Source organism: Filimonas zeae (assembly GCF_014641615.1).
In the GTDB taxonomy this organism is placed as follows: domain Bacteria; phylum Bacteroidota; class Bacteroidia; order Chitinophagales; family Chitinophagaceae; genus Filimonas; species Filimonas zeae.
Map to the genome: position 1 here is coordinate 1177303 of NZ_BMIB01000003.1, position 13876 is coordinate 1191178.

Annotated in this window: 9 protein-coding genes; 6 read left to right on the forward strand and 3 right to left on the reverse strand. The window is 48.9% G+C overall.

The features are described 5' to 3' along the window. The first annotated feature begins 223 nt into the window (after positions 1 to 223). From IEY13_RS17835 to IEY13_RS17855, 5 genes are all read left to right on the forward strand, one after another. Positions 224 to 958 (forward strand): ImuA family protein, encoded by a 735-nt coding sequence (locus tag IEY13_RS17835; RefSeq protein WP_188954592.1) that lies wholly within the window; start codon positions 224 to 226, stop codon positions 956 to 958. Between the two features lies 1 nt (position 959). Next, a complete protein-coding gene (locus IEY13_RS17840) occupies positions 960 to 2462 on the forward strand; it encodes a Y-family DNA polymerase (protein ID WP_188954594.1) in 1503 nt (500 codons plus the stop codon). Between the two features lie 45 nt (positions 2463 to 2507). After that, positions 2508 to 3089, forward strand: coding sequence for an LOG family protein (locus tag IEY13_RS17845; protein WP_188954596.1), 582 nt, complete (start codon positions 2508 to 2510; stop codon positions 3087 to 3089). Positions 3090 to 3204: 115 nt separating this feature from the next. After that, entirely contained in the window at positions 3205 to 6399 is a 3195-nt protein-coding gene (locus tag IEY13_RS17850; RefSeq protein WP_188954598.1) for an error-prone DNA polymerase, read from the forward strand. Positions 6400 to 6517: 118 nt separating this feature from the next. Next, on the forward strand, positions 6518 to 7006 hold the full coding sequence (locus IEY13_RS17855; RefSeq protein ID WP_188954600.1) for an SRPBCC family protein: 489 nt from the start codon (positions 6518 to 6520) through the stop codon (positions 7004 to 7006). A gap of 86 nt (positions 7007 to 7092) precedes the next feature. Here IEY13_RS17855 and IEY13_RS17860 read toward each other — a convergent pair whose 3' ends face one another. Beyond that, positions 7093 to 8739 (reverse strand): RagB/SusD family nutrient uptake outer membrane protein, encoded by a 1647-nt coding sequence (locus tag IEY13_RS17860; RefSeq protein WP_188954602.1) that lies wholly within the window; start codon positions 8737 to 8739, stop codon positions 7093 to 7095. Between the two features lie 21 nt (positions 8740 to 8760). After that, the gene (locus IEY13_RS17865) at positions 8761 to 11736 is read right to left on the reverse strand and encodes a SusC/RagA family TonB-linked outer membrane protein (RefSeq protein ID WP_188954604.1); all 2976 of its coding nucleotides are present in this window, start codon (positions 11734 to 11736) and stop codon (positions 8761 to 8763) included. Positions 11737 to 12004: 268 nt separating this feature from the next. On the opposite strand from IEY13_RS17865, the gene IEY13_RS17870 reads away from it, so the two are divergent. Then, the gene (locus IEY13_RS17870; protein WP_188954606.1) at positions 12005 to 12733 is read left to right on the forward strand and encodes an ankyrin repeat domain-containing protein; all 729 of its coding nucleotides are present in this window, start codon (positions 12005 to 12007) and stop codon (positions 12731 to 12733) included. 4 nt (positions 12734 to 12737) lie between these two features. On the opposite strand, the gene IEY13_RS17875 is transcribed toward IEY13_RS17870, so the two are convergent. After that, positions 12738 to 13751: an alpha/beta hydrolase gene (locus IEY13_RS17875; RefSeq protein ID WP_188954608.1), complete on the reverse strand. Its 1014-nt coding sequence runs from the start codon at positions 13749 to 13751 to the stop codon at positions 12738 to 12740. Positions 13752 to 13876 lie beyond the last annotated feature (125 nt).

Below are 13876 nucleotides of genomic sequence, written 5' to 3' on the forward strand. Positions count from 1 at the left end.
GTGGTAAAGTTAGCAAGGCTTTGCAGGGACTGTGTATGCCGGTAATTAATTGCCCATTAATAAAACATACCGGTTTAATGTATTCCTAAGCCCGTACATAAATGCTTAAAAGCGCCTTAAGGGAAAGGATGGGGATATTGATTTTTGCTGTAAATAAAACATCCGGTGGGTTATGATAAAAACCCTTTACCTTTACTAATATTATTAGTATTCAAAAATCCGGATGTCCCAGTCAAAAGCCGATATTATCCATCAGCTGCAAAAATCGCTGCTGCCCCTGCAGGGGTACAAACCTGCCGGTGATAATACCGTGCGTGTGCCGCTGGGCCCGGTAAACAGGGCTTTTCCCGGCCATACCTTTCCGGTGGGCGCCGTGCATGAGTTTATAAGCAACAGCCCCGAAAGCACAGCTGCAACCTGTGGTTTTATTACCGGCATAGCCTCTTTTCTGGCCGCAGAAAAGGCTTTGTGCCTCTGGATAAGTGCCCGGCGGCAGGTGTTTCCCCCCGCTTTGCTGCCCTTTGGCCTGCTGCCACATCAGGTAGTATTTATAGAGGCGCCTGCAGAAAAAGAGCGTATATGGGTAATGGAAGAGGCACTGAAGTGCGAAGGGCTGGCGGGGGTGATAGCCGAGGTGAGCGAACTGGATTTTACTGCCTCCCGCCGCCTGCAGCTGGCAGTGGAACAAAGCCAGGTAACCGGTTTTATTATACGGCAGCAGCCCCGGCAACTGAATACCCTGGCCAGTATTGCCCGCTGGCATATACACCCGGCAGCCAGCAGCAGCTACAATCAGTTACCGGGTATTGGCTTTCCACGTTTTACAGTGCAGCTGGATAAAATACGCAATGGTAAACCCGGCCAGTGGCAGCTGGAATGGCGGCATAACCGCTTTGCGGAAGTAATGCCTGCTGCTGCCACCGGTGCAGCCGCTACACCCATACGTAAAATTGTATAACATGGCCGGCCGGTATGCAGCAATATGGTTTTCGCATTTACTTACCGATTGTATAACGCTGCGCAATCCGCGCCTGCAGCATCAGGCTTTTGTATTAGCAACGCCGGAGCGGGGCCGCCAGGTAATTACGGCCGCCAGCCCCGCCGCAGAAGCCAGAGGCATACGTACCGGTATGGTAGTGGCCGATGCCCGCGCCGCAGAACCTGCACTGGAAGTGCTGGAGCACCAACCGGAAATGGCGCAGGAGCGGTTACAGGCGCTGGGCGACTGGTGCATTCGTTTTACCCCCGTAGCGGCATTGGATTTACCCGATGGCCTGCTGTTAGATGTAAGCGGCTGCCCCCATCTGTGGGGTGGCGAACGTGCCTACCTGGAAGAGATACTGAAACGGCTTACCCGTGGTGGCTACCATGTAAAAGCTGCCATAGCAGATACGCCCGGTGCAGCCTGGGCCCTCTCCCGCTACGCCGCTACCAGCACGCTGGTTAAACCCGGTAAACAGGCACAGGCCCTGATGCCGCTGCCACCTGCTGCACTACGCATAAGCACCCCACTGGTACAAAAACTACATAAGCTGGGGCTTACCCATACCGGCAGCTTTATGCAGCTGCCGCGTGCCGCCCTGCGCCGCCGGTTTGGGCAGGAGTTACTGCACATGCTGGATAGGGCACTGGGCCTGGAAATGGAACTGCTGCTGCCCCTTCAGCCACCCATTAGCTGGCAGGAGCGCCTGCCCTGTCCGGAACCTGTAAACGGAGCAGCTGCTGTATCTATTGCTGCCGGCCGCCTGCTGCAACAGCTGTGTGCCCGCCTGGCCAAAGCAGAAGCAGGTATACGCTGCGCGGTATTTAAAGGGTACCGTAGTGATGGCAAGGTAGCAACCCTGCAGATAAACACCTTTCGCCCCAGCCACCATGCCCCCCATTTGCTAAAGCTGCTGCAAATGAAAATACCGCAGTTTGAGCCCGGGCCGGGCATTGAACTGTTTACCCTGGAAGCGCCGGAAACAGCGCCGGTATTTTCTGCACAGGAACAGTTATGGGGTGCCCGTAACAAACAACAGCAAACACATATAGCAGAACTGCTGGACCGTATTGCCGGCAAGCTGGGTAATGATGCCATTAAACGGTACCTGCCGGCAGAACATTACTGGCCCGAACGCAGTATACAACCCGCCAGCCACCTGTGGCAGCAGCCGCAAAGCCCATGGCCACAGCAACTGCAACGCCCGGTGCGCCTGTTGCCACAGCCCATACCCATTATAGTTTCTGCCCCCGTGCCCGATTATCCGCCCATGTTATTCCGTTACAAAGGCGTGGTACATAACATTGTAAAAGCAGACGGGCCGGAAAGAATTGAACAGGAATGGTGGCTGCAGGAGGGCGAACACCGCGATTATTATTGTGTGGAAGATAACAGCGGGCAGCGGTACTGGCTGTTCAGAAGCGGGCATTACACCGGCCAGTCGCTACACCAGTGGTACCTGCATGGCTACTTCTCTTAAATCAGTTAGTTTTGCCGGCTTATTCCCGTTTTTTAAAACAACAATATGAAAAGAATCAGTGTATTCTGCGGCTCCAGCTTTGGGGCTGATGCGGTATTTGAACAGCAGGCCTTTTTACTGGGTAAAACACTGGCGCAAAAGAACATAGGGCTGGTATACGGTGGGGCGCATGTAGGGTTAATGGGTGCCGTAGCCAACGGTGCACTGGAGCACCAGGGCGAAGTAATAGGTGTACTGCCCCATTTTTTGCAGGAGAAGGAAATTGCCCACAGCCACCTTACAGAGCTGATACTGGTAAACACCATGCACGAAAGAAAAACGAAAATGGAAAGCCTTTGCGATGGGGTGATTACCCTGCCCGGCGGCTTTGGTACCATGGAAGAGTTTTTTGAAATGCTTACCTGGGCACAACTGGGCCTGCATGGTAAACCCATTGGCATTTTAAATACAGATGGCTTTTATAACGATTTGATTACCATGATACAAACAATGGTAAACAAAGGCTTTCTGAAACCGGTAAATCAGCAGATGCTGCTGGTGAGCGATGATATAGAAACGCTGCTGCAAATGATGCACAACTACCACCCCCCCACCACCGGTAAATGGATTACGAAAGAGAAAGTGTAGCCAAAAGCTGCACTTTATTTTTTACCGTATACAGGTTTACCCTACCTTTACTAAACTTATTAGCTTTCATACTTACTTCTTACTCCCTGTACTATTTATCAATAACAGATAAGGTATGGGATACACAGATTTACAGGTTACCACCAATTTCAGCTTTTTACAGGGCGCATCGCACCCCGAAGAACTGGTACAGCAGGCAGCCAGCCTGGGCTACCGCGCAATAGCGGTTACAGACCGCAATACCCTGGCAGGTGTGGTAAGGGCGCATGTGGCCGCCAAAGAAAACAACATACGTCTGCTGCCCGGTTGCCGCCTGCAGTTACAAAACGGCCCCGATCTGCTGGCATGGCCCACTACCCAACGTGGCTGGGAACAGCTGAGTACCCTGCTGAGCGTTGGCAACCTGCGTGCAGAAAAAGGCGATTGCCTTTTATACAAAGCCGATGTATACGAACATGCCACAGACCTGCTGTTTGCAGCTGTAGCCCCGGCAGACCTGAACCCGCAATATGAGCTGTGCAGCCAGTTTGAGAAATCAGTAACCGAATACCGCGAAGCACTGGGCAAACAGCTGTATCTGGCTGCCAGCCGCAATTATCAGGGCCGGGATGGTAAACGCCTGCACCGGTTGCAGCAATTAGGTACCAGCCTGCAAATACCCATGGTAGCTACCAACGATGTGTATTACCACCACCCTGCCAGAAGGCAGTTACAGGATATACTTACCTGCGTACGGGAAAAATGCACCATTCATAATGCAGGCTACCGCCTGTACCCCAATGCAGAAAGGCATATTAAACTCATTGCCGAAATGGAGCGTTTGTTTCGCCAGTACCCCGATGCACTGCGGCGTACACAGGAAATAGCCGAAGCCTGCCAGTTTAATCTCGATAGCCTTACTTACGTATACCCCGAAGAAATAACTACCGGTGGCCGCACCCCGCAGCAGGAGCTGGAAAAGCTTACCTGGGAAGGAGCAAGGGATTTTTACGGAGAAAACGTACCGGATAAAATTCAGCACAACATCCGGTACGAACTCCGCTTTATGGAAGAGATGAATTTTGCGGCTTACTTTCTTACCGTATACGATATTGTGCGCTTTGCCCGCAGCCGTAATATTCTGTGCCAGGGCCGTGGCTCGGCCGCCAACTCCACCGTATGTTTTTGTCTGGGCATTACCAGTGTAGACCCTTCTAAATTTGATTTGTTGTTTGAAAGGTTTATATCCAGTGCCCGCAACGAGCCGCCGGATATTGATGTGGATTTTGAACATGAGCGCCGGGAAGAAGTGATACAATACATTTATGAGAAATACGGGCGCGACCGGGCCGCTATTGTGGCCACCGTAACGCAACTGCATACCAAAGGCGCTATACGCGATGTAGGCAAGGCCATGGGCCTATCCGGCGATGCGCTTTCCCGCCTCTCTTCCAGCTCATGGGAATTAACGGAGGAATGGAGAGCCGGTAACCAACGTAGCGAACAAGGCTTTCACCCTGCTGATAAGCATCTGATGAAAATACTGGAGCTAACGGCGCAGCTGAAAGGCTTTCCCCGACAGCTGGGGCAACATACCGGCGGCTTTGTAATTACCCAGGGACAACTAAGCCATCTGTGCCCTATTATGAATGCCCGTATGGAAAACCGCACCTGTATTGAATGGAACAAAGACGATATAGATGCATTACGTTTTTTAAAAATTGATGTACTGGCACTGGGCATGCTTACCTGTTTGCGCAAAGCCTTTGACCTGGCCCGGCAACACCATGATAAGCACTTTACACTGGCCAACATACCACAGGATGATACTAAGGTATATGAAATGATAAGCCATGCAGATACCATAGGTGTATTTCAGATTGAAAGCCGTGCCCAGCAAAGCATGCTGCCACGACTGAGGCCCAAAACCTTTTACGATCTGGTTATTGAAGTGGCTATAGTAAGGCCCGGCCCCATACAAGGCGATATGGTGCATCCTTACCTGCGCCGCCGTAACAATGAGGAAGAAGTTACCTACCCCTCTAAAGAGCTGGAAGCCATACTATCTAAAACCAAAGGCGTTCCGCTGTTTCAGGAGCAGGCCATGAAAATAGCTATTGTAGCTGGCGGCTTTACCCCGGCTGAAGCAGATGCCCTCCGCAAATCGATGGCCACATTTAAAGCAACCGGTCAGGTAACCATGTTCCGCGATAAACTGATCAACGGCATGCTGAAGAACGGTTATGAAAAAGACTTTGCAGAACGTATTTTTAAACAGCTGGAAGGCTTTGGCAGCTACGGCTTTCCGGAAAGCCATGCGGCCAGCTTTGCCCTGCTGGTATACGTATCCTGCTACCTGAAATGTTATTATCCGGATGTGTTTACCTGCGCTATTCTTAACAGTATGCCTATGGGCTTTTACCAGCCTGCACAACTGGTATCTGATGCCAGAAGCCACGGCGTTACCGTAAGGCCCGCTGACGTAAACCTTTCGCACTGGAACAATACACTGGAAGAAAAAACAGGCAACTACTGTGCACTGCGTCTCGGCTTCCGCCAGGTAAAAGGATTAAAAGAAGAAGAAATGAACCTGCTGGTGCAGGCACGCACCCAACCCTATACCAGCCTTACCCAATTATACCATGCCGGCATACCCTTAACCGCATTGGAGAAGCTGGCCGATGCAGATGCCTTCCGCAGCATGGGCATGGACCGCCGCAAAGCCCTGTGGGAAGTAGCCGCATTACAGGATACCCCTGTAAATATGTTTGCCGCCCAGCCCGGCAACAGCAGCTACGAAAACAACATTCAACTACCTGAAATAACCCCTGCGGAACATGTAATACAGGATTATGCCAGCACTACCCTGAGCCTGAAAGCGCACCCCCTAAGCTTTATACGCGAAAAGCTACAGATGCTGCGCGTACTGCCCGCCAGCCGCATACCCGATTTACCAGATGGCGCTTTTGTAAAAGTAGCAGGCCTGGTACTGGTGCGCCAAAGACCCGGCACCGCCGAAGGGGTATGTTTTATTACCCTGGAAGATGAAACCGGCACCTTAAACCTGGTAGTGTTTCAGAAACTGTTTAATCAGTACCGGAGAGAGATAGTACAATCGCGTCTGCTATTGATAGATGGGCGGGTACAGAAAGAAGGCGAAGTGATACACATTGTAGTAAAGTGCTGCTATAATGGTAACAAGCTGTTACGCCAAATGGTGCCTGGTAATGAAAGTGCAGGCTCCACCGCTTCCTCTACTACCACACCTGCATCGGAGGTGAAACAGGTACGGCAGGAAAGTATCTTTTATGGAGGCCGTAACTTTCATTAGTTTCCGGTACAGCCCGGAAGAACAACGCAGAAATTTAATTTTGCAACCAAACGGTTTCTTTTATATTCGCAACCGGATAGTTGCAGTAATGCTATTACGAAACCAAATCAGTATAACGATGAACAAGCTGAACATTGAAAAAGATGCCTTTGGTAAAAAGCTGACCGTTACCCGGTATTTTAACGCAACGCCAGAACAGGTTTGGCGCGCATGGACAGAAAAGGAACTGTTAGACCAGTGGTGGGCACCCAAACCTTACCAGGCACAAACAAAAACACTGGAGTTTGTAAACGGCGGCACCTGGCTGTATGCTATGGCAGGCCCGGAAGGCGATAAAAACTGGTGCAAGGTGGAGTTTAAAAACATTGTTCCGGGAAAAAGCTTTGACAGCATTGCCCTGTTTAGTGATGAAAACGGCGTTACCAATGATATAATACCGGCTATGCACTGGACAAACACCTTTTATGGCGAAGCAGCCGGTACTAAAGTAGTAATAGAAGTTTCTTTTGCAACCGAAGAGGGGCTTAAAGCCATTGTGGAAATGGGCTTTCAGGAAGGCTTTGCTTCTGCAATGGAAAATCTGGATCAGATTTTCAGCCAGCAATAAACACTTTCCATGTAGCTGTAAAAATAAAAAAGCCATCTCCTGTGCCTGTAACAGCAGAGAGATGGCTTCTCTTTTACAACTTATGGTTAGTTATACCCGTCATTTTGGGTAAACTCTGCTTTATTAGTTACCGCATCAATCTGCGATTGTGGTATAGGCCGCACAGTATGATAAGGTTGAAAATACTGCTTAGCATCGGGGTTCATAGCCTGTATACGTGCCTGTAGCTGATTGGTACGCTTTAAATCAAACCAACGCAGTTGTTCCCCTCCCAGTTCACGCGCTCTTTCATCCAGTATAAAATCCAGCGTTACCTGTGCAGCGCCTATTTGCATGGCAGCGGTTTGGCCGGGTAAAGCGGCTCTGGTGCGTACCACATTAATGTAAGTGGCGGCAGTAGCAGCATCGTTCTGTTTCAGTTTTGCCTCCGCTGCAATCAGATACATTTCAGCCAGTCGGATAAGGAATACATCTCTTGCACTTTGTGCTTCCGGTACACTGGTACGCGTAGAATCTTTAAACTTGGAAAGAGAAGCGTAAAACTTACGCTGGCGGGGAATACCGGTGGGCAGGTATACACTATCCAGATCGTACAGGTACGTTTTAGGGTTCTTTTGCGCAGGGGGAATAATGCCATTGGGGCAATAAGCCACCGTATCTCCTACTTTAAAAACGCCCCCTGTTTTATTGGCATACCATACCGTTTGGAAAGAACCGGCAAAACGCGAATCTATAGTCTGGTTAAACAGGTTAAGATAAGCTTTGGTAGGCATATACCGGTTAAAAGGGCGACCGTTAGGTATATCTCTTGTAAGCGCCTGGGTATTTACCTGATCGTACACCATCAGAAACATCAGGTGCCCGTTATTAGAGCCTCTGGTATGCCCGGTAGGAAAGATATCCGGAATGGCAATATCATTGTTAGAGAGGTTGGTGGAGTAATCCACTGCCCATATTACTTCCTTATTTTTCAGGTTGCCCATATTCCATAAATCCACATAACGCGGTACCAGTGTGTATCCGTAATTTTTAATTACATCATCTGCCATAGTAAAGGCTTCCTGGTTCATGCCACGGGTAAGATAAATTCTGGCCAGAAAGGCTTTTGCCACCGGTACGGTTGCCCTTCCATAATCGGTAGTAGTGGGTGGCAGGTTGGTTACAGCAAAAGCCAGATCTTCCAGTATTTGTTTGTAAAAGGTTTCAACCGGTGTACGGTTGGCAATAGTGCTGGCAGTAAAAGTAGGCTCGGTGGCAAAATGCACACTGCCCCAATGCTCTACAATATGCCAGTAATAAAAAGCACGCAAAAAGCGCAATTCCGCTTCCCTTATTTTTTTCTGCGCATCTGCCAGGTCGGTCACCTGCGGCAGGTAAAACAAACCGGTATTGCAAAGGTTAACGCCGGCATACATATTATTCCATAACCATAACAAAGGCGCAGCATCTGCCTGCAGGTTGTTGTACTGTGTAAGTTGCGTATACACATCGCCCGTGCCGCTTGTCCATATATCGGTACCCATTTCAGAAACCTGGTAACCTTCTTCTTTACCATACCAGCTGCGGTTATAGGTGTACGCGGCATTTACCAGCGTTTCAAAACCCACTGCTTTGGTATACACCGTATTGGCAGTAAGGCCGCTGGGGTTGTATTCTTCCAGCTTTTTATTACAAGAGCAAACTGTAAAACAGCTTACTAAAACTGCGATATATATGAATGGATTCTTTTTCATAACAATAATTAAGAAAGGTGTTTACAGATCGATGTTGATACCGCCGAGGAATAATTTGGTAAGAGGCCTGTCGAACGAGCCCTCCCCTTCCGGATCGTAATTTTTAACTTTAGAAACAGTAAGGAAGTTGCGGCCGCTAACATACACCCGTACACGCCCCAGGTGCATTCTTTTGGTAAGCCCGGCAGGCAATGTGTAGCCAATGGTGGCATTTCTTATTTTAACAAACGAACCATCTTTATATCCCAGTGTGGTGGCAAATGGCATAGAGGAACGGCTGATGTTTACATTAGGCCTTGGATACTCGTTGGTAGGGTTTTCAGGCGTCCAGTAATCTACCACTGCACCGTTTTCAATACCATTGGGTTCAAACTTCAATGCATACTGCGATACAAACATTTGTCCGCGCCGTGCAAACACAAATATGTTAATATCAAAATCACCTATTTTAAAATCGTTATTCAGGCCAATAGTATACTTAGGCACGGCAGAGCCCAGCACACGCCGGTCAGCAATGGTAATTTTACCATCTGCCAACAGGTCTGCCACACGAATTTCGCCTGGCTTATACCCATAGGTTGCTGCCTGCGCTGCATCTTTGGTTTGCCAGATGCCGGTTTTCTCGTAATCATAAAACGAGTTTACCGGGTGGCCGATAAACCAGCGGTTGGCTATATCGTTGGTATTACCGGGCAGAAACTCAATTCGTTCCTTATTGGTTTGAAAAGTAACCTGCGTGCTCCACTGAAACAGGTTAGACTGAATGTTAACCGACCGTATCTGCGCTTCTAAACCCTTGTTACTGGTTTTGCCCACGTTAGCCAGTGTACGCTGTGCGCCGGTAGAACCGGGCAGTTGCATATACAGCAACAGATCGCGTGTTCTGGAATCGTACGCTTCCAGACTTCCCGTTAACCGGTCTTTCCACAAACCAAAGTCGATACCTATGTTAGCAGAATTGGTCAGTTCCCATTTCAGATCTGTATTTCCGATAGTGGGGTGTAAACCGTAAGCCAGTGTGGTTATATCGTTAAAAGCAAAAGGTATCAGCATCAGCGCGCTTTGCGTTTGGTATGGATTTACAGCCGCATTGCCTGCCAGGCCGTAACTGGCTCTCAGCTTCAGTTCGGTAATTACATGCTGTGTGCTCATAAAGCTTTCATCAGAAATGCGCCAGCCCGCTGCTACCGATGGAAAGTACGCCCAACGGTTTTGGGGAGAAAGTACAGAAGCAGCATCTGCCCGTGTGGTAGCAGTTAACAGGTAACGGCCTTTGTAGCTATAGTTAATACGTGCCGTACCCGATATCAGGCGCTGCCCTACATAACTGCTGCTGTTTTTTACGTTGGCAGGGTTGTTTTGTAAAGCATACCACAACTGATTGGCCAGTAACTGCCCGGTGGCGGAAGCGGTGGACTGATCCAGTTTGTTAGACTGGTAGCTGGTTACACCGGTAGCCGTTAAACTATGTTCGCCAAACTGCTTTTGATAAGTAAGAATGTTTTCCCAAAGCACGTTTACACCGGAACTGTTGGTAATAGAAGCAGAAGAACCGGTGGATAACGCCCGGCTAAGGGTATTGGCATTTTCAAACCTGCCATTACGGGTACTGGCGGTAGTAATACCCAGGTTAGAGCGCAGGCTAAGACCGGTAACCGGCTTCCACTCAGCATACGCAACAGACAGCAGGCGGGTAATATTGTTCTGATTAATAAAGGCACCGTCTTCATTACTGAGTAGTGGGTTTACCTGGTTGCCATTACCGGGAAACCGGGCCAGGCTGCCATCTGCGTTATAAGGATTGAAGTAAGGAATAATTTTGTTGCCCACGTTTAATATACCATCATCACGCAGGTTCTGATCGTAATAAGCCAGCTGGCTTTGTAAGCCTACGGTAAAGTTTTTAGCCAGGCTTTGATCTACATTCAGGCGCACGTTATAACGATTGGAATAATCGTTATAATAAATACCTTTTTCGCGGAAAAAACCAAACGAAAGGAATACTTTGGTTTTATCTGTTCCCGCTGCCAGGCCTACACTGTAGTTTTGTTGCGACCCCTTATCAACCAGTAAATCCGGCCAGTAATACGACGCACCTTTTTGTACCGCTTCCAGGTCGGCAGCACTGGTAAATACCTTATTATCATCTGCCACAGAATTCCAGGTACCAATGGTACGGTAAGCCTGTCTTTTTAAATCGGCGTATTGCGTTCCCGTCATAGGTTTAGGATAACCGGCCAGGCTGCTTATACCATAATACGCGCTTCCGTTTACCCTTACTTTACCGGATGCCCCTTTGCGGGTGGTGATAATTATAACCCCGTTGGCACCGCGGGAACCATAAATGGCTGTAGAAGCCGCATCTTTTAAAAACTCCATGGAAGCAATATCGCCGGGGTTAATATCTTCAAAGTTGGCGTACTGTATACCATCTACTATATAAAGCGGGTTATTACCTGCTGCAATAGAACGGTTGCCCCTTACAGTTACCCTTACATTGGCACCCGCGCCGCCGCTGGTACGTACCACATCTACCCCCGAAACCTTACCCTGTAAGGCTTCCATAGGGCTGGCAGAGGCCACTTTGGTAATATCTTCTGTTTTTACAGAAATTACGGAGCCGGTAAGATCGCGTTTGCGAACAGAACCGTACCCTACCACAATTACCTGCTCCAGCGACCTGTCTGAAGGTACCAGGCTAACATCCAGCTGCCTGCGGCCGTTCAGCGGCTGCTCCAGCGTATCGTAGCCTATAAAGGTGAATAACAGCGTACTGTTTACATCGGGCACCGCCAGGGTGTAAGCTCCGCTACCGTTGGTGGCCGTAACGCCGTTACCGTTTTTAACCCGCACGGTTACCCCGCTCAGCAAAGTTCCCTTATCGTCTTTTACGGTTCCTGTTACTCTGGTGTTTTGGGCATGGGCCCTGTGTACTACAGCAAAAAGCAGGAGTTGTGAAAGCATTATGCACTTCAGCAATGGCATAGCATTTCTCATATCGAATTGGTTTTGTTGTGAATTTCTATTCAGGTAGCCAGGCAAGACAGTAAAGCATAACAATCAAAAGCAGTACAACAAGCAATCTTCCTGGGTGACAATCGTTTGCATGAAAATGCGTTTGTTCCCGAAAAATATAAAATATCTATTATAGTGCAACAGCGTATTACGCAATCGATGCCATGAGCCTCCTGTTCATTTTGTTCAGAGTAATATCTCATTGATTAACAAGCTTATTATTGCATTTATATTTTATTCCGTACAACTTATGCTCAGGGTATTAAAAAATGCAGCACACCATAGAAATGCAAAAAATCTATGGAACACCATCGTTTATAACGCAACCTCCGAAGTACAGGCACTGCTGGAAGCAGGTGCCAACCCCAACATGCAGGACGAAATGGGTAACCCGATTGTTTTTTACGTATTGTATCATCCGGGCGGGCAGCAGCTACCCATTTTACAGTTGCTGCTTACGCACGGGGCTAACCCCAACGTACGGGAAACTTATGAAGGTTCAACACCCATTTTTCATGCCCGCGGAGAAGCCCTGCGGATGTTAATTGAGTATGGGGCAGATACAGATGTAAAAAGTGATTATGGAGAAACCTGCCTGCACGGCGTTAGAGAAGTGGAAGATTTGCGCTACCTGCTTTCGCTGGGGCTGGATATGCATCAGAAAGGCATACGAAAACACTCTTTGCTGCACAGCGTAATTTTGCAGCCGCTGCCATTGGTAAGCTATTGTATACAATTGGGACTGAATGTAAACGCTGCCAGCACAAGCGGTGAAACCCCGCTGATGTTACTTGCACAAAGCGGCTTATTTAGCCGCGCCGGGGTATTGGAAGATTGTATGAACAAAATACAGCTGTTGCTGGATGCGGGTGCAGACATGCAGATGAAAGACCTGTACGGCAATACTGCGGCAGACCATGCGCAAACAGCAGGCAACCATGCATTGGCAGACTGGATAAACGCACAGGTAACCCCTTAACAGATTAATGCACCGGAAACACCTTTTGCAAAAAGCCATCTATATAAGTTACCATGGGCTCAAACCAGGGATGAAACAATGGAAAGCCGTGGGGCGATTTTTCAAACGTATGTACCTCGGTATAGGTACCATACTGGTTAAGAATGCTGATATAATCGTTTCTGCCGGCGTGCATACGATCTACCCCGCTGTTAATAAACAGTGTAGGCGGTGTGGTTTTACCCGCATGGGTAAGCGGCGAAGCTTGTTTCCACAACTCCGGATTTTCCTTTTTAGTATAGCCAAACCAGTAAGTGGCTGCGGAAGGCTTTTTGCTATCATCCCCCTCTCCGCTTTCCGGATGTACAAAGGACAAGGTACCATCCAGGCTAATAATAGCATTTACACGGGAAGAGACTGCTGCATTTCCACCGTTGCCTTCATAAGCCGTATCTCCGGCAGTAGTACCTGCAAAAGCTGCCAGCTCGCCCCCGGCAGAAAAGCCCATAATGGAAATGCGGCTGGTATCAATACGGTAATCCGCTGCCTGCTTTCTTACCCAGCGGATGGCTGCTTTAACATCGTACACAGCTGCGGGAAACAAAGCCTCGGTACTAAGCCGGTATTCCGGCGTAAAACAAACATACCCCAGTGCAGCCAGGTGCTGTGCCAGCGGGTGGTGCTGGGTACGGTTGCCACTGCGCCAGCCACCGCCATGTATAATAATTACCGCTGTGCGGGGTTGCTTTGCCTTTTTTGCCGGGTAAAACACATCCAGTTTCAGCACCCGGCTGCCAGTGGTGGCATAGGTAACTTCTCTTTTTTCCTTCACCGCCCTGCTTTTCAGTTCGGGTACCGGCACTATTTCCGGGTTACCCTTGCGGGTTTTTATATAGGCACTGTAGTTTGTATACGAGGTATCTGGTATGGGGGTAATGCCGGCGGTTGACTGCGCTTTGCCCTCCCCTGCGGGGCATAAAAGGAACATCATGCTAAAAACAGGGAACCATGGTTTACGGGCTAAGGTAATTGTACGCATACGGCATTGCAGTTGATAATAGATTTAAAAATAAGGGAATATGAGCAGGTTGACAAGAATCAGGCTACCGGCTGATGCCGGTCAGCTTTATCCGGCGGGAATGGCTGTTATTTTGGGTTTCTCCA